Consider the following 18,195-nt stretch of genomic DNA (forward strand, 5'->3'; position numbering starts at 1 on the left):
CTCACTTGGTGGTGTCGAGGGAGACGAAGTGGTCGAGGCGGTTGACGAGCTCGTCGTCGAGTTCGCGGAAGGTGTCACTGATCGCGGCGAGCGCGTTCGAGACGAACGTCAGCTCTTCCACCAGCTCACCCTTTCGGATCGACCATTTGTCGCGGAAGTCGCCGAGCGCCCCGCTCACGGTGCTGTGCCCGGCGGCGTCAGGCAGCGAGCGCGTCTCATCGCCCGCGCCATCGAGCTTGCCCAGCACGGCGGCGACCTTCTCGCCGGCGCCGCGCATCGCGTCGAGGTCGATGCGGATGTCAGCCATGTCTCTCCCGTGGTCGGTGGTGGATGCTCAGAAGGTAGCCCACGAGGTGAGGCGCGCTCGATGGGGAGTCGTCCCCACCGAGCGCCTGCGCAGCTGCTCGCGCTCGGCGGCGAACGACGCAGGCGCTACCGCGCAGCCGCCGCCGCGACAGGCCACCGCAGAGTCGAGACGATCGCATCGAAGAGCGCGAGCATCTCCTCCTCGTACTCGGCAAGGGCAGTGGAGCACGTGAGCACCGCGATGCGCTCGGGCTCGCGCGCGGCGATCCAGTAGTCGGCTTCCACGAACTCGAAGCGCTGCTCGACCTCACCCTCGACGATGTCGCGCACCCGCCGCCAGGAGTGCCGCACGGCGTGGATGGCATCATCGCCCGCGGGGACGCCGGGGCGCACGTCGGCGTCGTCGCCGCTCCATCCGGACATGCCCTTGTCGAAGAAGTCGACGAGGGCTCCCGCCCCGATCTCCTTCAGCTCGGCTTCCCCCACCTGGGGAAGGAACACGGCGATCCACGCCGGGAGCGGGATGCCCGGAACGATGTTGAACGCCACGTAGAAGTCGGTCGCCCCGCCCTCACGGGCCAGCTCCGCCGCCTTCTGGAAGCGGCGGCGCATCTCGGCGCGCGGCGTCGCGAGGTCGTCGCGTCGAACCGTGACCTCATCGACGACCCGACGGATGGACCGCTGGATAGTGAGCTCCGACGCCAGGTTGATGCGGCCCCACTTGCCCGGGAGCTCGAACTGGGGTGTGCTCGGCTGCGTCATCGGCCCTCCTCCCCGGCGAACCAGGCCTTCTCGCCCGAGGCGAGAGCCACAAGGAACGAGCGTGCGTCGTCGAGCAGGGCGAGGTTCTGCGTCATGAACATGAGCTCCACCGCGGTGTCGGACTCGGACAGGAACAGGGCGAGGAAGGCGCGCTCCGTCGCCGGCACCGGAACCCCACCTTCATTCGCAGGCAGCTGGTAGTCGCGGCTGAGGATCGCGCGACCGTTCGGAAGTTCGAGCTCCTCGACCACGCGGTTGACGAGCGCGTCCACGCCATCTCCGGTGTAGCCCGTCGCCGCCTCCAGATAGTTGTCGTACGCGTTCGCCGTCACACGACTCGCCCGGATGCTCAGGAGCGCGTCCACGCGCCCCGACTCCGGGGACAGGATGAGCGCCGAGCTGCGGCGTGAGCCCGCAGGCAGTCGGGCCGCGATCCCCTGCACCACCGCGAGCGCGTGCGCGAGGCGGACTCGCGCCTCGTCGGCGACGCCGCTGAACGACGCGACGATCTCGGCGATGCCTGCTGCCGCATCGTCATCGGGGCCAGGAAGGTCGATCCAGGCGGTGCTCAGATCCAGGCGGAGCACGCCGTCGGCGTAGTTGCGACTCATCGGGGGATCTCCTTGCCGTCGATGTCTCGTCGGATCCACTCGTCGGGGATCTGCATGCGCTCGGGTTCGCGCATCGGATCGATGAGCATCGCCGAGGGCTCGCGATGATCGTCGACATTGCGATACGAGAAGCTGGCTGCCCACTGCACGAGCTTGTGAGCGCGCGCGAGCTGTCGCGGCGTGTAGCCCACGAACCACGGCCCTGTCTGGGGCAGCTTGCGGGGCCGCCCGATCGAGGCGGTGATGTCGCGCACGGGGCGCTTTACCGGCGTCATGGAGGCGAACATCAAGATCCGGCGGCGCTTGATGAGGTAGTCGCTCATCAGCAGATAGCGCCCGTCGGGGAGCGCGAACTGGTACGTCCCAGGCGCATCGATGTAGGTCGAGTGGTAGGAGATGTGCGCCATGGTGCGATGCGCGAGGTCCGCAGCGACCGCCTTGTCGAGTTCAGCCATCAGCGCGCGGCCTTCGCGAGCGCCCGTAGGTGGGATCGGACGGGTCGTCGGATCGCCCACCCCAGTCGGTTCCGCCGGTGAGGCCGTTCAATCCCGGCAGAGGCCAGTCCGCCGGGATCTCGAGCCGTGTCGGCATCTGCATAGGGTCGATCACGATCGTGTCGGGGCGGACCACGTCGTTGTTCTGCCGGTAGCAGAACCGGATCATCTCCGCGAGCGCGCCGTGGTCGCGCTTGAGCTGCTTGTCCGTGTACCCCACGAACCAGGGCGAATCGACGGGCCGACCGCGCGGAGTGAGGAGCCCGCTGCGCTGTTTGTACCACCCCGTCACGCCGACCTTGCTGTAGATCCGCAGCAGACGGCGAGACTCACCCGCTTGATCCTCCAGGTCGAGATAGCGCCCATCGGGGATCACGTACTGGTACAGCGCCGGAGGCGCGATGTACGTCGAATGGAAGGAGACGTGCGCCATCACGCGATGCGCGAGATCTGCGGCGACCGCCTTGTCGAGCTCAGCCATGTGCGCGCGGCCACTGCGGGTGCCGATCCGATCGGCCGGTCCAGTCGCTTCCGCCGGTGAGGCCGTTCAATCCCGGCAGAGGCCAGTCCGCGCGGATCTCGACCCGTGTCGGCGCCTGCATCGGATCGATCACGATCGTGTCGGGACGGACCACGTCGTTGTTCTGCTGATAGCAGAACTGGATCGTCCGGGTGAGCACGGCGTGGTGGCGCTTGAGCTGCTTGTCCGTGTACCCGACGAACCAGGGCGAATCGACCGGCAGCCCCCGCGGTGCGAGCAGCCCGCTGCGCTGCTGGTACCACCCCGTCACTCCCACCTTGCTGTAGATCAGCAGCAACCGGCGCGACTCACCCGCTTGATCCTCCAGGTCGAGGTAGCGCCCGTCGGGGATCACGTACTGGTACAGCGCCGGAGGCGCGATGTACGTCGAATGGAAGGAGACGTGCGCCATCACGCGATGCGCGAGATCGGCAGCGACCACCTTGTCGAGTTCAGCCATCAGCGCGAGAGTACCCGTTCAGCTCTGTGAGGACGACCAGCCCGGCGTTCATCGAGAGGGCACCGCGCCGATCTGTCCCCACACGTCTCCGACCTCGCCGAAGCGCTCGGTGACCCCGCCTTCGCCGAAGATGGCGTCGGGGAGGGTCACCGCGTCGAGCACCGGTGTGGCGATGCCGAGCGTCGGCTGGTCGAGCAGCCCCGCGATGAGTCCGCTGGGGTCTGCCCCGTCCATGTTCCAGGCCTCTCGGCTGCTGCCGAGCGTGAAGTCGAGCCCTTCAGAGAATACGAACTGGAACGGCGCAGCATTCGCGGACATGGTCGACGGAAGGATCGCGGACAACGCCTCGTTGCCCGCACGCGTCGCGATATTCGTCGTCACGATGATCTGCTTCTGCGCGAACGCGGTGGAGAGCTTTGCTCCTGTCTCGGCGACGTTCTCTCCGACGGTCCTGAAGAGGTTGTTCCCCGCGCCGCCGAGCTTCGCCGTGACGACGCTCACCACGGCGCCGATGCCGTCCGCGATGACCGTCCCCAGCGACTCGCGGCCCATCGCGAAGAGGACGAGCGAGCACAGGAACACGCCGACCGCGAGGATCGCGGACAGTGCCGTCAGCGCGAGCGCCAGGGGCGCGAGGGCGGGGATGAAGATAGAGAGAACCGTGACGATCAGGGCGAGGATGTCGACGATCTCCTTGAGGACTTTGAGCACCTCGCGCAGCGCCTCGAGCACGGGTCCGAGGTACTTCGAGGCGAGATCCCAGATGTTGGCGAGGTCGCCGACGAACGCCTCGTACCACTTGTCGTTGAGGCCCGCCTGCTCGGCGGCGTTGTGCAGCGCGCGGATCGCGTCACGTGCGGCCTGGTCGAGGTTCTCGACGGCCGTCTGGTAGCGGTCGAGGTACGTCGCATACGCCGAGTCGTACGTGAGCGCCTTCGTCGTCGCCGTCACGAGACCCTCGAGGACCTCTGTGTCGGTCGGATCGAGCAGACGCTGGTACTCGAGCTGTGTGCGGCGAGTGCGCCAGTAGTGTCCGTTCTGGTTGTTCGTGTCGATGCTCTGGCGAGCCGATTCGGCCGTGGACTGCGCCGTTGCGAGTGCTGCGGCGTACTGCGTGTACGCCGTGGCGGCGCCCTCGTAGCGCACGGCGACAGCGTCTGCCGCGGTGACGCCCTCGTTCGCGCGATCGCGCACCTCGTCGACCGACTCGCCGATCGAGACATTGCCATTGGCGAGCGCCTTGAGCTGGGTGACCGCATCGCGCAGAGCCTTCGCCGTGTCGTCGTACGCCTTCGCGTAGCCGCTGACCGCGTCAGGGTCGCCCTGGATGGGGTCGGGGATGGGGTTGTAGCAGGCGAAGCACATGAGGTCACACCGCCTTCTGGCCGGAGGGCGCGTTGCCGCTGCCCTGAGAGAGTCCGGACGCGAGATCCTTGTCGACCGTCGCGAACTGGGTTGCGATGTTCTCCACCGACTCCTGCAGCCATTCGAACTGGTCACGCAGCTCCAGCCGGCGCTTGTCCCACGAGTCACGGAAGCTGTTGGCCGCGCCAGCGAGATCGGCACGCCCGACGACGCCGCCGACGCCGATCCCCATCTCGGTGTCCCTCGACATCACGTCGACGACGAACTTGAGGTTCTTCGACAGCTCCTGCAGGCTCTCGTAGTCGAGCCGGATGCGGGTCCCTGACACGGATGCTCCCTGGGTGCGGTGGTGGATGGGCGAGAGATGGCAGAGCGAGGCGACCCGGCCGGTAGTCGGCCGGGCCGCCTCGAAGCTCAGCCGCGGATGGCGGCGGCGAGACCCTCGTCGGTCTGACGCAGCGCGTCGGCAGCCGAGTTGAGGAAGCTCGCGAGACCCTCGAGACCATCGACGGCCTGCGACGTGCCGGAGCGGAACTGCTCGAACGAGTCACGGTAGGCAGCCGACGAGTGCTCGGCCTGGAAGCCGCTCGCCGTGAGGTTCTGCACCAGGTTCGAGAGCTCGGCGAGCTTCGACTGCATGTCGTCCTTGCCGGCGCGCAGACGGGCCGCGGCGTCGTTGAGCTCGTCGTAGGTGACGTTCAGGTTGGCCATGATTCTCCTTCGATGATTCCGCCGTGGCGGGTGGTGGTGTGTGCGACTGTAGCCCAGGTTCTGAGGATGGGTCGACGGGGAGCACTCCCCGACTTCAGGGGTGCGGAGCTCAGCCGCGGATGGCGGCGGCGAGACCCTCATCGGTCTGACGCAGCGCGTCGGCGGCCGAGTTGAGGAAGCTCGCGAGACCCTCGAGACCATCGACGGCCTGCGACGTGCCGGAGCGGAACTGCTCGAACGAGTCACGGTAGGCAGCCGACGAGTGCTCCGCCTGGAAGCCGCTCGCCGTGAGGCTCTGCACCAGGTTCGAGAGCTCGGCGAGCTTCGACTGCATGTCGTCCTTGCCGGCGCGCAGACGGGCCGCGGCGTCGTTGAGCTCGTCGTAGGTGACGTTCAGGTTGGCCATGATTCTCCTTGAGGGACGGCCCGCCGCGGCGGGGGTGATGCCTCGACTCTAGAAAAGGCGTGAGGATCCGTCGATGGGGAGCCGTCCCCATCCGCGGTCAGTCGACGGCGGAGACCGTGGCGGCGAGCACCCCGAGGTGCACCTTGAGGCGCTCGAAGTGCACGAGATCGAGCTCCATGCCGGTGAGCGTCAGGAGGGTGTCGGCGTCGATGAAGCCGTAGTCGGCACGGCCGTAGATCACGCCGTGGTCGCTGTAGGGCAGGTACCGGAAGCAGCGGGCGCCCTCGAGTCCCGAGGCCGTCGTGAAAGGCTCCGCGAACGGGGCGCCGAGCTGGGTCTCGTCCTCGCGGCCGAGGAAGTCCTCCAGGTCGCGCATTCCGAGCTCTCGGCGGCCGTGCGTCACGGCCTCCACGAGATACGCGGGGCCCTCCCACGTCTCGAGGAGCAGGTAGAGGCGGCTGCGGTTGTCGATCGACCGCTGCACCGCCATCGCCAGCACCTCGGCGACGAGCGGGCGCTGCTCCTCGGGCATCCCGTGCTCGATGAACTCGTCGAGCAGCTCGGCGGCCCACACCTCCGGCCCGGCGAGCTCGCGCCCGTCGGGCCGCGGGTACGGCCAGTATTCGGGGATGCCGATCCATTCGTCCGGATGCCGGATGACGAGGCTCATGCGCTGCCTCCGTTCGAGAAGCGGATGGTGGACATCATGGCGCCGACGAGCGTCTCCAGCGCCTCGAGCACCTGGCCGTAGCCCTCGTCGTCGGACGTGAGGATGCTCGCCGAGAATGCCAGCCAGCGCCCGCTGTGCGGGTGGCGAAGCATGTAGTGGATCGCGCGGTGCGCGGGATCCGGCCCGGTCGCCGGGGTGTCGACGACACGGCGCATCGCCGGAATGCCGTCGATCTCGATGACATGCGCTCCGCCCCGCCCGAGGGAGAGCAGGATCTCGTCGGCCGGGCGGCGGTCGTCTTCCGGCACCGGCAGCGGGAGCAGGACGATGGACGCCGGGATCGGGATCCCCTGCACGGTCGCGAACGACAGGATCAGCTCGAGCGCCCCGCGCTCGCGCGCCGCACCGATCGCATCCTCCGCGGAGCGCCGCATGAGCGCCCGCACACGCGGGCGCTGCTCGGGGGCGAGCGTCTCGACGCGCTCATCGATGACCCGCACGAGCGCCTCCTGCGCCTGATCGTCGCCCCGCATCCGCACCCACCCGGGCGGGAGCAGGATCCGGTAGTGCGCGGCGGTCTCGTCGCTCATGTCCTGCCCTTCTTCTTCGGTGCGCGCCGCCCGCGCGTCAGCGCGCGGAGCATCCGGCGGTGATTCACCCTCGCGCGCATACCGGCCACCGCCGCTACGACCGCGAGCACGAGCGCCGGGATATAGAAGAGCCCGAACCCCTCGCGGGCGACGTACGCGCCCGTGGAGAGCGCCGCGGCCGCTGTCAGTCCGGCGAAGATCGCGGTCCAGCCGGCGGAGGCGAAGATGAGCACCTTGCCGTTCAACAGCGCTTGGAAGTAGGCGCGCTCAGGCTTCCAGACGGCCGCGAGCACCCCGACCCAACCCGTCGCGTACAGGAGGAAGAGCCACCACGGCATGGTCGTGGGGAAGATCCCCTTGTATCTCTCGACCGTTCTCGCGCCGGGATCGTCGGTCACCGGAACTGGTTGCTCGATGAGGATGATCGTCAGTCCCGTGACAACGACAGTGATCGTGCCGAGCAGACCTACCGCGACGAGCACGACCGTCGCGATCGCAGCACGACGGCCGATCACCTCATCGCGCGAGGTCACCACTTCTCGTTCCGTGCCGAGTAGCTCTCGAGACCCGAGAACAGGCCCGTCGCACTCGCGGCGGTGGACGCCGCCGGGGCGATGATGTTCGTCGCCGCGTCTGCGACCATCCACGCCCGGGTCGGGAAGGCGGCCGCCGCGACGGGCGCCGAGGTCTTGCCCGACAGCAGCACCGTCTTCGACATGGTGGAGATGTTGAGGAACGTCTCGGCCTTGCTGCCCACGGCGAACGCGTTCGGCCGCTTGATCGCCGCCTCCACCCATTCGAGTGCGACGGTGCGGGTGACGCCCTTGATGCCGGAGCCCGCGGCGCTCGTCATCCGCGAGGTGGCGACGACCGGCGTGAAGGCCGCGACAGCGCCCTTGGCGAGCTTGCCGATGCCGAACGGGAGCACCGCGAGGCCGATCTCGAAGACCGCCTCCCACGGTGAGATCCGGCCCGTTGCCGCCTTCGCGAGCGCATTGAGCGACACGGCAACGGCTACCGCGATCGCGACGGCGGCTGCGATGACGTTGAGGCCGGGGATGAACATCGCGACGATCACGAGCGCCGCCGCGATCCACCCCGCCCAGGCGAGGAAGCCATCGATCCACGGGTTCTCAGTGAGGAACTGGTCGACGTTGTCCCAGATGCTGTCGTTGAGGTCGCCGCTGCTGTCGACCTTCTCGATCTGCTTGGCCGCCTTCTCGGCAGCGGTGTCACGCGCCTCGATGACGGTGTTGAGCTGCGAGACGAGCCCGGCGATGTCATTCTGGAGCGAGACGGCGCGGTTGTTCCAGTACACGTACTTGTCGCGGGCCTCGTCGACCTCGCGCTCATCGCCACCTCCGTACATGAGGCGCTGAAGCTCGCCGTGCCAGTAGTCGGTGCGCTGGTGAGCGTGGTCGCGATCCGTGCGCAGCGACTCCGCCTGGTCGAGGAGCGAGAGCGAGCTGTTCTGCGCAGTGCGCAGCGGCTCGACATAGCCCTCGAGCGCCGTCGCGACGCCGTCGTAGCGGTCGTGCGCGCGACCGATTCGGCCCGCGACCTCGATCGCCGTCTCGCGGATCGCCACGACGGCTTCGCCCTCCATCGCGCCGCCGTCGAAGACGGCGAGCAGGTCGGACTTGGCGTTCTGGATCGCCTCGGCGATGCCCTTGTAGCGGGTCGCCGCAGCGGAGACCTTGGCCCAGTCCCCGGGGACGGGGTCGTCCCCCTGCTGCAGGGCGGTCCAGTCGGTGGGACGGCTCGTCCGCTTACCCCCTTCGCAAGCTCGTCGTCGGCCTCGGTGAACGTGTCGCGGATCGCCTGGAGGCCCTGCTCTACCGTCTCGAGCTGCTCGACGAGATCCTGGCGGCGGCGGTCCCAGTTGTGCGCGAATCCGCGAACCTTGTCGCCGAGGCGGGCGTGGCCCACCGCGGTCGCGGCGTCGTCGCTGCGGTCGTTGGCGCGCTCGAACTCGCGCCGCACCTTCGCGAGGTTGCTGATCATCGTGCCGATCCGCTCGTCGTCGATGATGAGGTCGCTCATGCGTCTCCTGCTCGGTCGGGCCGGGCCACGGATCGTCCGAGACCCGATTCGACTCTAGGGATCTGTGGGAATCCGTCGATGGGGAGGCGTCCCCATCGCCCGCGTCACCCATCCGCGAGCGGCAGCTGCACGCGCACGGCCTTGCCGCGGGCGATGAAGTAGCCGCGCCCGGGCGGGAAGTCGGAGCGCGAGACGCGCGGCAGCGAGGTCTTGAGGATCGTGTCGCCCTCCATCGCCTCCGGCTGAAGCAGGAAGCCCGTGCGGGCGCCCTTGACCTCCGCGAGAAGCGGCCACGACGAGCTCCAGCCCGCCGTCTCGTTCTCGGCGATGAGCAGGTGGTCGCTGCGCTTGACGGCCTTGATCATCTCGACGAGCGCCGAGTCGGCGGGCGTCGAGAGGAAGTCGCCGATCTGCTCGATGACGACGAGCACCTTGCGGTCGGCCGTCTCGGCGAGCGTCGCGGCCACCTCGCGCGCGAGCGCTCCGGCATCCTCGACGGTCGTCGCGACGGCCTCCCAGCCGGGCTGCTTGCCGATGGCCGAGCGCGGCGAGCCGAAGTAGAACCGCACGGCATCCGGATGCGCTCGGCCGACGGAGGAGATGAGCCAGCGCAGGGCATTCGTCCGGCCGGATGCCGGCGGCCCGCCGAGCACGAACGTGCCGGAGGCCTCGAAGCTGATCGGCTCGAGCGTGTCGTCCGAGATGCCGAGCACAGGATTGCCGCCGACAGACGCGGGAAGCGTCGACGCCGGGATCTCGGTCGCGAGCGTGCCGACCTCGCGAGCAGGCGGACGACCCGTGCGCGCGATCGCGACGGCGAGCGCCGAGAGAGCCTTCGCCTGGTCAGCGACGCTCGTCACACCGCCCACGATCGCGAGCTGCGCCTCGGCTCCGTCCACGACCGCACGACCGGGGGGCGAGGTGGAGCTCAGGATGTCGGCCGGGGCGTCGAGCAGCATGTAGCCGCTCTCGTCGGCGAGGCGCAGCGCCACCTTCCGCTGGAAGGAGGCGGTGATGCTGCTCGGGACGCTGCCGGGGCGGTCGGCGGTGATCGCCACGTGCATGCCGAGCCCGCGACCCTCGGAGAGGATCTGCTGGAAGACGCCGTACCAGGGGGCACGAGCCGCCCCCACCTCGAAGTCGTTCTTGAACGACGGGAAGTTGTCGACGAGCAGCAGGATGCGGCGCTCGTCAGGCGCGTTCGCGAGTCGGCGGTAGTCGACGATCGTTCCGGCGTCGACGGCCGCGTACGCCTCGCTGCGGCGGTCGAGCTCGTCGCGCAGCTGACGCAGCAGCCGCACCACGCGCTCGGGGTCATCCCCCGAGACGATCGAGCCGACGTGCGGCAGTGCTTCGAGCATGCGCAGACCGCCCGTGCCGAAGTCGAGCCCGTACACATCGACGGGACCGCCGCGCGGCGTGATTCCTGCGGCCGCAGCGATCGAGCGCAGCGCGACCGTCTTGCCCGCGCCGCTCGCGCCGAAGTACGCGATGTGGCCATCGACATCCGGGCGGAACGCGAACTCCTGCTGACGCTGCAGCTGCGGCAGGTCGACGACACCCAGCACGAGCTCGGTGTCGGTGCGCTGGCGCAGGCGGGTGAGGTCGAACACGGGCGCGAGTTCGTCGAGCCACGGTCGGCGGGGTGCGGGAATCGCCGCCTGCTGCGCCGCCGCGACGAAGTTCGCCACCATGCGCGCCTGATCGGTGGGGCCGGGGTCGGCCTGCATGTCGGAAGCCGCGGCCTCGTCCTTGCCTGGCCGCTCCCACACATGTTCGGCACCGAAGCGCAGTTCCGCGACCTCGATCGACGGAGCCGGGGGCGTGTCGCTCGTCCATCCGCCTGCGTACGCGGATTGGAATGGGGTAAGTCGGCCGGGCCCGGTCTTCGCGATGCCGCGACCGGGGATCGATGGGTCGAACGTGCCCGCGACCTTGTCGCCCACGACGTCCATCGAGTCGGACTCGTCGGCCATGCGCAGCGCGATGCGCAGGTTGGTGTTGGCGCGCAGGTTGTCCTTGATGACGCCCGCGGGGCGCTGCGTGGCCATGATGAGGTGGATGCCGAGCGAGCGGCCGCGCTGGGCGATGTCGACGACGCCGTCGACGAACTCCGGCACCTCGCTCGCGAGCGCCGCGAACTCGTCGATCACGAGCACGAGCGCGGGCGGCGCATCCGGGTCGCCCCGTTTCTCGAGGTCGAGCAGATCCTTGGCCTTCTTGCGATTGAAGAGGTGCTCGCGGTGGTGGAGCTCGGCCCGCAGGGAGGTGAGCGCGCGGCGCACCAGGTGCGGACTCAGATCGGTCACGAGTCCCACGCAATGCGGCAGGTTGACGCAGTCGGCGAAGGCCGAGCCGCCCTTGTAGTCGACGAAGAGGAACGTCACGCGATCGGGGCTGTATTCGGCGGCCATGCCGAGCACCCACGCCTGCAGGAACTCCGACTTGCCGGATCCGGTGGTTCCGCCGACGAGGGCGTGCGGGCCCTGAGTGCGCAGGTCGAGGTGCATCGCATCCGCACCCGCGGAGCCGACGATCGCGCGCAGCTTGCCCGCACGGCGGCGCTTGAGCGGCCCACCCGAGCGATCGGAGATGGAGTCGTTCTCGCGCCAGCGCTCGATCGCGACCGATGGCGAGGTCGCCATCTCCGGGCCGACGAGCGAGAGCATCATCACCGAGCGCGGCAGATCGCTCGCGTCGGCCACGGCTGCCCCGGCGTCCGTGACGGGTGCGAGACGCTTGGCGAACCACAGCGCCTGCTCCTGCGTGACCGGCTCGGTGGCGACGTCGACGATCTCGTCGCCGAGACGCACGAGACCGACGCGCGCCGTGCGGTCCGTCTCGGCCACCACGTAGGTGCGGGCTACTGCGGGAAGCTGCGTCTGGGTGGGCGCGACCCAGATCGGGTAGACGCCCGCGTCAGCAGCGCGCTCAGCAACCTGCACGAGACGCGCGCGGTCGACGGGCGCGTCGTCCGAGATGAGCACCACGATCGCGGGGGTCGGTGCGGGCGGCGGCTTGACGGACTCGGAGGTCTCCCCCACATCCGCACCCGCGGTGAGTGCGGACTGCTGCAGGTTCTTGGCGCCACGCAGCTCGGTGGACTTCGTGCGCGAGGCGATGAGCTCCTCGAGGGCCGAGAGAAGAGCGCCGCCCGTCGCCTGGCTGTTGGCGAGGTGCGCGACCTCGAGAGGGCTGTGCGGCGACGCCGTGTGCGGCAGCCACTTGAGCCACTCGAACTCGCTTGTCCATGTCGACGACACGACCGCGGTGACCACGAGCTCGGCGGGCGAGTGCAGGCCCGTGAGCTGCACGAGCACGCCGCGCGCGGTGTCCGCCGCGATGCGGTGCTCGCCGGCGATGCCGAGCGCACCCGAGAAGTACAGGTTCTCGGTGACGGGCACGCCGTCGATGGTGCGGAACGTGTCACGTGTGCGACGCACGCGGTCGACGTACTCCTGGAGCCCTGTGTCCTCGTTCGTGATCGTCACCTTGTTGCGCGACTCCATGATGCCGAGCCCGAGGTTGACGCTGAGGAACTGCCAGTGCTCGGGCCGGCGCGTCCACAGCAGCGGCCCCTGTGCGATCGCCTGCTCGTACACCTCCGCCGTCGACGGGCTCTCGGCGCGGCGCACGCGGCGCTCCTCCTCGCGCTCGGTGTTGAGTCGCTCCTCGAGGGCCGTCGCGCGCGCGTCGAACCTCTCGATGTCGAGCTTGAGTTTGCGTTTGCGCTGCGAGCGCGTGGTGAACCACGTGCCGATCATGAGCAGCGGCGCGGCGATCGCAAAGACGAGCATGAAGAGCCCGCGCTGCGGCATGACGAGCACCATGATGCCGCCGACGAGCAGGGGGGCGAAGAGCGACAACCACGGGAACGGCTGCGCATCCTGTTCGGTGGGCGGCGCCGGCGCGGGGAACTCCTCACCCGGATAGCGCGTCTCCACGCGCGGCGAGCGGTTGAACGCCGTGGGGCCGAACTCGGGGATGCTGCTCACGGGAGCCACGTCGACCGGCGGATTGATGCGCGCACGCAGCAGCGTCGCGCCGAGGCGCACCTCGTCGCCGTTCTCCAGGTCGATGCGCTGTACGAGACCGCCGTCCACCTCGAGGCCGTTGGCGGAGTTCATGTCGACCATGCGGATCGCGGTCGGCGTCGCGTCGATGCGCGCGTGCCGCTTCGACACAAGGGCGTCGCTCAGAACGAGGTCGGAGCGCGCGCCATCCCGACCGATGTACACGGTGCCCGGGGGCAGCGCGAACTCCTTGCCGAGATCGGGACCCTCCACGACGACGAGTCGCGCCACCGAATCGGAGCGCCCTCCCCCACTCGCGGCGCCCGCCTCGACGAGCAGCACATTGGCACCGGATCCGATGCCCGCCTCCGCGATCGAGAAGTCAGGTTCGAGCACGCGCCCCGACGAGTCGCTCGGGTCCGACACCCGCAGGGTGAGCGGTCCGCTCGGCGACGCGCCAGCTTTCACGAGGTACGGGTCGCGTTCGGCGATGCCCGCTGCGACATCCGCGACGGTCGCGGCGGCGTCCGCGGTGACGACGATGTCGGCGTGCGGGCCGGACCCTCGCTTGAGGGTGAGCTTGAGTTTCAGCGCGCGCTCCTTCGCATCGACGTGACGGGTGATCCCTCGACGAGGCGGGTGGCGAGGTCTCGTGCAGAACGTATCCGATATCGACTCAGAATCCGTACCCGGCTCGTCGCGGCTCCGCGCGCGTGCGCGACGGCGTCGAGCGCGGACGACCACGCGGCGTCGCTCTCGGCGGGCTCGACGGCGCGACCCGAGAAGACGAGCTCGTCGACGTCGACCGCGAGTCGGGCGAGCGGCGGGGAGTCGGCGGCACCGCTCTCGGCGAGCTGGCGCTCGAGCGCGGCCGCGGCGCCCGCGCGCGTGACACGGCCGGGCACCTCGTAGCCGAGCTCCGAGTAGCGGTCCTCGAGCTCTTCCCACGCGCCCGCTGCCTGATGCGCCGGCGGGCCTGCTCGGCGCTTGCGCACACGACGAGCCTTGATGAGCCCGACGATGAGCATCGGCACGAAGACGATCGCGAGCAGAACGAGCACGCTGATCCCGATCGCGTACGCCCACCCGGGCAGCACGAAGGGGAGGTCGTCCTCGTCCTTGTCCTGCTGCTCGAGTTCGACGGGCGTCAGCAGGTCCTCGGGCTCCTTGTCGGAGCGCGGAGGCTGACGCACCTGCGGCTGCGGCTCGCTCTGCGGCTTCGGCACCTGGTCTTGCGGCACATCCGTCTGCTCGGGCGTGGGCAGGAACGGCACCCAGCCGACGCCCTCGAAGGCGACCTCGACCCACGCGGTCACGTCGTCGCCCGTGACGCTCACCGTGCCACCGCCCTCGGGCACGTCGGGAGCGAACCCCATGACGACGCGAGCGGGGTAGCCGAGGCTGCGCGCCATGAGGGCGAACGCGGAGGCGTACTGCTCTTCGTCGCCCACCATCTGCGGGCGCTCGAGCAGGTCGGTGATGCGGTCGGCTCCGTGACCGGCACGGGAGACCGCCTCGCCGGTGCGCCCGTGACTGAGATAGCCCTGCATGAGGCTCAGGCGGATCGCCTCCAGCTGCTCGGCGGGCGAGGTGCTGGCACCGGCCCACTCCTGTGCCTTCGCGCTCACGACGTCGGGCACCCCCGAGACGGGCGGCAGCTCGACGGCCGCGACCGGCACATCCGCGAGCTCCGGGATGGTCGGCGTCTGCTGCGTGACGACCTCGGCACGGTAGCGGTCGCCCTCGCTCACGCCCGAGATGAGCACCATGCTGCCCGTCGCGGCGTTGTAGCGCAGGCTGTCACTGCGCGCGAGCGCGTCGTCGCCGAGGAGCTGGAAGTCGGTGGGGTATCCGACGCCGGGAAGCCACACGTCGGAGTACCCGACGATCTCTATCTCGATCTCGCCTTGCGCCTCCGGGGTGAGAAGCGGTGCAGGCGGCAGCGAGCGTCCGACGAGCGCGAACGAGCCGGATCCCCCGGAGCTCGCCGCCGCGCCCGTCACGTTCCAGAGCTTTCCGGTGAACGAATCGAGCGTCGCCATGCGGATGCGGTCGCCCTGCTGGAGGCCGTCGACCGTGAACATGACGTCGTCGACGACCTGCTTCGAGAAGTGCCGGAAGCCTGCGAGGGGGCTCGGGTAATCGAGCGGGTCGAACGGCGGATCGATCTCCTCGCGCAGCACGAAGCGCTGGTCGTTCGCGGGAGCGAGCCAGTAGCCCGCGCCGCCGCCCACCGCGGCTGCGAGAATCGCGATCGCGGCCGTGCCAGCGACCTTGCGCCGCAGCAGCGAACTGTCGGCAGACGCCGCGACGCCGCCGACGGGTTCACGCCATCCGAGCCAGATGAGCACGAGAACGGCGAACACGATGCCGCGCACACCCGCCTGATACGCCTCCTGGGTGCCCACGAGGATGCCCACGAGGTACAGCGCGAACGCGGGGATGATCGCGATCGCGAACCGCCAGCCGGTGCGCGGCCGCGTCGCGAGCCAGCGCATCGCGAGCAAGGTGGAGACGAGCGCCACGAGCCAGGTCGCCGCATATGGCACGACAGCGATGTAGACGGGCGCGCCGACGGGCGTCGAGAGCGTGAGCAGGTCAGCCCAGCCGTACACAGTTCCGATCGCGACACTCGCGAACGACTGGAGCGTCGGCACCACCCCGAAGATCGTCTGACCCGGCACCGCGAACGCGGGACCGAACACGAAGTAGGCGACGAGCGCGGTCGCGAGCGTCAGCAGAGCGCCCATCCGCAGCATCGTCGTGAGAACACCCGTCAGCGCGCCGACGAGCAGGCCTCCGATGCCCGCCGCGAGGAACGAGAACCCGCCGTACGACGGCGTGAAGCCGATGACGCCGAGCAGCGCGAGTGCGAGCAGCACGGCCACGTCGAACCACGTGCGCACACTCGGCAGGGCGCGGCGATCGCCGCGAGCGGTCTGGTCCGTCATCCCGTGATCCCCCTGAAGAGTCCAGGAAGGTCCTCGAGCTGCCCCACCGTGAGCACAGGCGTGCCGCCCATGGAGCCCCGACGCGACTGCTCGCCGAGCGCCGCGATGACACCGAGGAACCGGGTGTCGGGCCCGAAGAGCGTCTGCACACCGCGGATCTCCCCGGGGCTCAGCTTCGATCCGCCGACCACGACCACGATGCTGGGCGCGGGCAGTCGGCGCGTGCGGTCCCGCACGAAGTCGCGCAGCGTCGGGTAGGCCTGGCTCTCGCCGTAGACGAGACGGCAGGCGGAGTCGAGCGTCGCGGTGACGGTTCCCGTGCGCCACACACCGTGCTCGCTCACGACGCTCAGCTGCGTGCCGTCGCGGATCACCTGCGCGGCGAGCGACGACGCCGCCGAGACGGCGAGCTCGAATTCGTCCTCGCTCGCGTACGAGGCCGCCGACGACGGCAGTGCGATCGTGATCTGCGACCGACGGGTCTCCTGGAACTGACGCACCATGAGCTGGCCGATGCGTGCCGAGGTGCGCCAGTGCACATAGCGGCGGTCGTCGCCCGGAACGTAGGGGCGCAGCGCGTGGAACGCGAGATCGTTGTTGGTGATCTTGGAGGACACCTGGCCCTCGAGGTCGCGCACGAGTCCTGCGGCCGATGCCGCGAGCGGCACGGTGCGCGGGTGCACGAAGAGCTCGACCTCCTCCGCCCACGTCACCGAGCGCCGCAGCAGACCCAGCTGGTCGCCGCGGATGGATCGCGCGGGCCCCGCGACGATCACGGCACGCCGGTTGGTGGGCACCTGGAAGAGCTCCTCCTGCTCCTGCTTCGGCTGCATCGCAGGGAGCTGGAACTCGGCCACCCCCCGCCCGACCGGCAGCTCCATGCGCGACGGAGCGAGCCTGCGCGGGCCGGTGTTCGTGACCACCATGCGCCCCATCGCACGGTCGCCCACGACCACGCGACGGGGATTGAGCTCGATGAAGACGCCATAGCTCGACCGGCCGACCAGGAAGAACGCCGAGATGACGAGGGACGCGACGAGCACCCACCCGAGGAAGGTGAACTCCTGCCAGCCGTAGACGGCCGAGAGCACAAGCGCGACGACCGCGAGCGCGATGACGACCCAGCCGACGGGCGTGACGACGCCCACGACCGGTCCGAGGGCGCGCCGGAGACCACGCACCACAGGGCGCAGTGCGTTCGTCACGGCCGTCGCGAATCGACGCGCGCGCTCCGCAAGCGGGCGCGCCGTCCGCCCGGCGCGGGTCTGGCGTTCCGTCATCCGATCAGGCTGCGCGGTAGACGGGCGGTTCGATGTCGATGAGGATGCGCGAGACGACGTCCTCGGCCTTGACGCCGGCGAAGTCGGATTCGGGGTCGATCACCATGCGGTGCGCGAGAACCGGCACGGCCAGGTCGCGGACGTCGTCGGGGGTGACGTAGGTGCGCCCCGCTGCGATCGCCCACGTCTTCACCGCGCGCGCGAGCGCCATCGCGCCGCGCATGCTGACGCCGAGGAGCACGTCGCGGTGACTCCGGGTGGCTTCGACGATGTCGGAGAGGTACTGCATGACCGCCTGATCGACATACACCTCTGAGGCGATCGCCGACATCGCGACGATCGACTCGGGCTTGATGATGGGAGAAACCAGAGAGGCTCGTGCGCGCGTCCCCGAATCCATGAGCAGTGCGACCGCGGTCTGCGAGTCGGGGTAGCCGAGGCTCGTCTTGATGAGGAAGCGGTCGAGCTGCGCCTCGGGCAGTTTGTAGGTTCCCGCCTGCTCGACCGGGTTCTGCGTCGCGATCACGAGGAAGGGTGCGCCCACCGAGTGGCCTTCGCCGTCGATCGTGACGACGCCCTCCTCCATGACCTCGAGCAGCGCCGACTGGGTCTTGGGGCTCGCACGGTTGATCTCATCCGCGAGCACGATCGACGCGAAGATCGGCCCAGGGTGGAACTGGAAGCGCCCCTTCGACTGGTCGTAGATCTGCACACCCGTGACGTCCGACGGCAGAAGGTCGGGCGTGAACTGGATGCGGCTCGTCGAGCCATCGAGTGTGTTCGCGAGCGACTTCGCGAGCACCGTCTTGCCCGTTCCGGGGAAGTCCTCAAGGAGCACATGCCCGTCGGAGATGAGCGCCGTGATGACGAGACGGATGACGTGGCTCTTGCCCACGATCGCCTTGTCGACGTTGGAAACGAGCTTCTGGAATGCGTCGGCGAACCACGTCGCCTGCTCCTGGGTCACCGTCATCTTGTTCCTATCCTGTTGTAGCTCTCACCTTCGGGGTGCG

18 protein-coding genes are annotated in these 18,195 nt (G+C 69.3%); all 18 read right to left on the reverse strand.

Going from position 1 to position 18,195, the window contains the following annotated elements; all coding sequences use genetic code 11:
* Position 1 precedes the first annotated feature (1 nt).
* Positions 2 to 307, reverse strand: a complete 306-nt coding sequence (locus HCR12_RS09850) for a hypothetical protein (protein ID WP_166865909.1) — start codon at positions 305 to 307, stop codon at positions 2 to 4.
* Positions 308 to 432: 125 nt separating this feature from the next.
* On the reverse strand, positions 433 to 1,068 hold the full coding sequence (locus HCR12_RS09855) for a hypothetical protein (protein WP_166865911.1): 636 nt from the start codon (positions 1,066 to 1,068) through the stop codon (positions 433 to 435).
* Positions 1,065 to 1,679 carry a hypothetical protein gene (locus HCR12_RS09860; RefSeq protein WP_166865913.1) on the reverse strand — a complete coding sequence of 205 codons (615 nt, stop codon included), beginning with the start codon at positions 1,677 to 1,679 and terminating at the stop codon, positions 1,065 to 1,067. The genes HCR12_RS09855 and HCR12_RS09860 overlap by 4 nt, the downstream gene beginning before the upstream one ends.
* On the reverse strand, positions 1,676 to 2,134 hold the full coding sequence (locus HCR12_RS09865) for a hypothetical protein (RefSeq protein ID WP_166865915.1): 459 nt from the start codon (positions 2,132 to 2,134) through the stop codon (positions 1,676 to 1,678). Before HCR12_RS09865 ends, HCR12_RS09860 begins: the two co-directional genes overlap by 4 nt.
* On the reverse strand, positions 2,127 to 2,654 hold the full coding sequence (locus tag HCR12_RS09870; protein WP_166865917.1) for a hypothetical protein: 528 nt from the start codon (positions 2,652 to 2,654) through the stop codon (positions 2,127 to 2,129). Before HCR12_RS09870 ends, HCR12_RS09865 begins: the two co-directional genes overlap by 8 nt.
* Positions 2,647 to 3,153, reverse strand: coding sequence for a hypothetical protein (locus HCR12_RS09875; protein ID WP_166865920.1), 507 nt, complete (start codon positions 3,151 to 3,153; stop codon positions 2,647 to 2,649). The genes HCR12_RS09870 and HCR12_RS09875 overlap by 8 nt, the downstream gene beginning before the upstream one ends.
* A gap of 48 nt (positions 3,154 to 3,201) precedes the next feature.
* On the reverse strand, positions 3,202 to 4,518 hold the full coding sequence (locus tag HCR12_RS09880; protein ID WP_166865922.1) for a hypothetical protein: 1,317 nt from the start codon (positions 4,516 to 4,518) through the stop codon (positions 3,202 to 3,204).
* A 4-nt stretch (positions 4,519 to 4,522) separates the two neighbouring features.
* A complete protein-coding gene (locus tag HCR12_RS09885) occupies positions 4,523 to 4,846 on the reverse strand; it encodes a hypothetical protein (protein ID WP_166865924.1) in 324 nt (107 codons plus the stop codon).
* A gap of 86 nt (positions 4,847 to 4,932) precedes the next feature.
* Complete coding sequence (locus HCR12_RS09890) at positions 4,933 to 5,229, reverse strand: WXG100 family type VII secretion target (RefSeq protein ID WP_166865926.1); 297 nt, start codon at positions 5,227 to 5,229, stop codon at positions 4,933 to 4,935.
* A gap of 109 nt (positions 5,230 to 5,338) precedes the next feature.
* Entirely contained in the window at positions 5,339 to 5,635 is a 297-nt protein-coding gene (locus tag HCR12_RS09895) for a WXG100 family type VII secretion target (RefSeq protein WP_166865928.1), read from the reverse strand.
* Positions 5,636 to 5,732: 97 nt separating this feature from the next.
* Positions 5,733 to 6,305: a hypothetical protein gene (locus HCR12_RS09900; protein WP_166865930.1), complete on the reverse strand. Its 573-nt coding sequence runs from the start codon at positions 6,303 to 6,305 to the stop codon at positions 5,733 to 5,735.
* On the reverse strand, positions 6,302 to 6,895 hold the full coding sequence (locus tag HCR12_RS09905; RefSeq protein WP_166865932.1) for a hypothetical protein: 594 nt from the start codon (positions 6,893 to 6,895) through the stop codon (positions 6,302 to 6,304). Before HCR12_RS09905 ends, HCR12_RS09900 begins: the two co-directional genes overlap by 4 nt.
* A complete protein-coding gene (locus HCR12_RS09910; protein WP_166865934.1) occupies positions 6,892 to 7,428 on the reverse strand; it encodes a hypothetical protein in 537 nt (178 codons plus the stop codon). The genes HCR12_RS09905 and HCR12_RS09910 overlap by 4 nt, the downstream gene beginning before the upstream one ends.
* Positions 7,425 to 8,501, reverse strand: a complete 1,077-nt coding sequence (locus tag HCR12_RS09915; protein ID WP_166865936.1) for a hypothetical protein — start codon at positions 8,499 to 8,501, stop codon at positions 7,425 to 7,427. The genes HCR12_RS09910 and HCR12_RS09915 overlap by 4 nt, the downstream gene beginning before the upstream one ends.
* Before the next feature lie 541 nt (positions 8,502 to 9,042).
* A complete protein-coding gene (locus tag HCR12_RS09920; protein ID WP_224763724.1) occupies positions 9,043 to 13,623 on the reverse strand; it encodes an FtsK/SpoIIIE domain-containing protein in 4,581 nt (1,526 codons plus the stop codon).
* Positions 13,539 to 15,902: a transglutaminase-like domain-containing protein gene (locus HCR12_RS09925; RefSeq protein ID WP_166865938.1), complete on the reverse strand. Its 2,364-nt coding sequence runs from the start codon at positions 15,900 to 15,902 to the stop codon at positions 13,539 to 13,541. The genes HCR12_RS09920 and HCR12_RS09925 overlap by 85 nt, the downstream gene beginning before the upstream one ends.
* Complete coding sequence (locus tag HCR12_RS09930) at positions 15,899 to 17,182, reverse strand: DUF58 domain-containing protein (RefSeq protein ID WP_166865940.1); 1,284 nt, start codon at positions 17,180 to 17,182, stop codon at positions 15,899 to 15,901. Before HCR12_RS09930 ends, HCR12_RS09925 begins: the two co-directional genes overlap by 4 nt.
* 4 nt (positions 17,183 to 17,186) lie before the next feature.
* Positions 17,187 to 18,155: an AAA family ATPase gene (locus tag HCR12_RS09935; protein ID WP_166865943.1), complete on the reverse strand. Its 969-nt coding sequence runs from the start codon at positions 18,153 to 18,155 to the stop codon at positions 17,187 to 17,189.
* Positions 18,156 to 18,195 lie beyond the last annotated feature (40 nt).

Source organism: Salinibacterium sp. ZJ70, assembly GCF_011751865.2.
GTDB lineage: Bacteria > Actinomycetota > Actinomycetes > Actinomycetales > Microbacteriaceae > Homoserinibacter.

What these genes read in the sequence shown, in the direction of transcription:
- HCR12_RS09850 (WP_166865909.1), bottom strand. Translation starts at nt 307, where the DNA reads ATGGCTGACATCCGCATCGACCTCGACGCGATGCGCGGCGCCGGCGAG.
- HCR12_RS09855 (WP_166865911.1), bottom strand. Translation starts at nt 1,068, where the DNA reads ATGACGCAGCCGAGCACACCCCAGTTCGAGCTCCCGGGCAAGTGGGGC.
- HCR12_RS09860 (WP_166865913.1), bottom strand. Translation starts at nt 1,679, where the DNA reads ATGAGTCGCAACTACGCCGACGGCGTGCTCCGCCTGGATCTGAGCACC.
- HCR12_RS09865 (WP_166865915.1), bottom strand. Translation starts at nt 2,134, where the DNA reads ATGGCTGAACTCGACAAGGCGGTCGCTGCGGACCTCGCGCATCGCACC.
- HCR12_RS09870 (WP_166865917.1), bottom strand. Translation starts at nt 2,654, where the DNA reads ATGGCTGAGCTCGACAAGGCGGTCGCCGCAGATCTCGCGCATCGCGTG.
- HCR12_RS09875 (WP_166865920.1), bottom strand. Translation starts at nt 3,153, where the DNA reads ATGGCTGAACTCGACAAGGTGGTCGCTGCCGATCTCGCGCATCGCGTG.
- HCR12_RS09880 (WP_166865922.1), bottom strand. Translation starts at nt 4,518, where the DNA reads ATGTGCTTCGCCTGCTACAACCCCATCCCCGACCCCATCCAGGGCGAC.
- HCR12_RS09890 (WP_166865926.1), bottom strand. Translation starts at nt 5,229, where the DNA reads ATGGCCAACCTGAACGTCACCTACGACGAGCTCAACGACGCCGCGGCC.
- HCR12_RS09895 (WP_166865928.1), bottom strand. Translation starts at nt 5,635, where the DNA reads ATGGCCAACCTGAACGTCACCTACGACGAGCTCAACGACGCCGCGGCC.
- HCR12_RS09900 (WP_166865930.1), bottom strand. Translation starts at nt 6,305, where the DNA reads ATGAGCCTCGTCATCCGGCATCCGGACGAATGGATCGGCATCCCCGAA.
- HCR12_RS09905 (WP_166865932.1), bottom strand. Translation starts at nt 6,895, where the DNA reads ATGAGCGACGAGACCGCCGCGCACTACCGGATCCTGCTCCCGCCCGGG.
- HCR12_RS09915 (WP_166865936.1), bottom strand. Translation starts at nt 8,501, where the DNA reads ATGGAGGGCGAAGCCGTCGTGGCGATCCGCGAGACGGCGATCGAGGTC.
- HCR12_RS09925 (WP_166865938.1), bottom strand. Translation starts at nt 15,902, where the DNA reads ATGACGGACCAGACCGCTCGCGGCGATCGCCGCGCCCTGCCGAGTGTG.
- HCR12_RS09930 (WP_166865940.1), bottom strand. Translation starts at nt 17,182, where the DNA reads ATGACGGAACGCCAGACCCGCGCCGGGCGGACGGCGCGCCCGCTTGCG.
- HCR12_RS09935 (WP_166865943.1), bottom strand. Translation starts at nt 18,155, where the DNA reads ATGACGGTGACCCAGGAGCAGGCGACGTGGTTCGCCGACGCATTCCAG.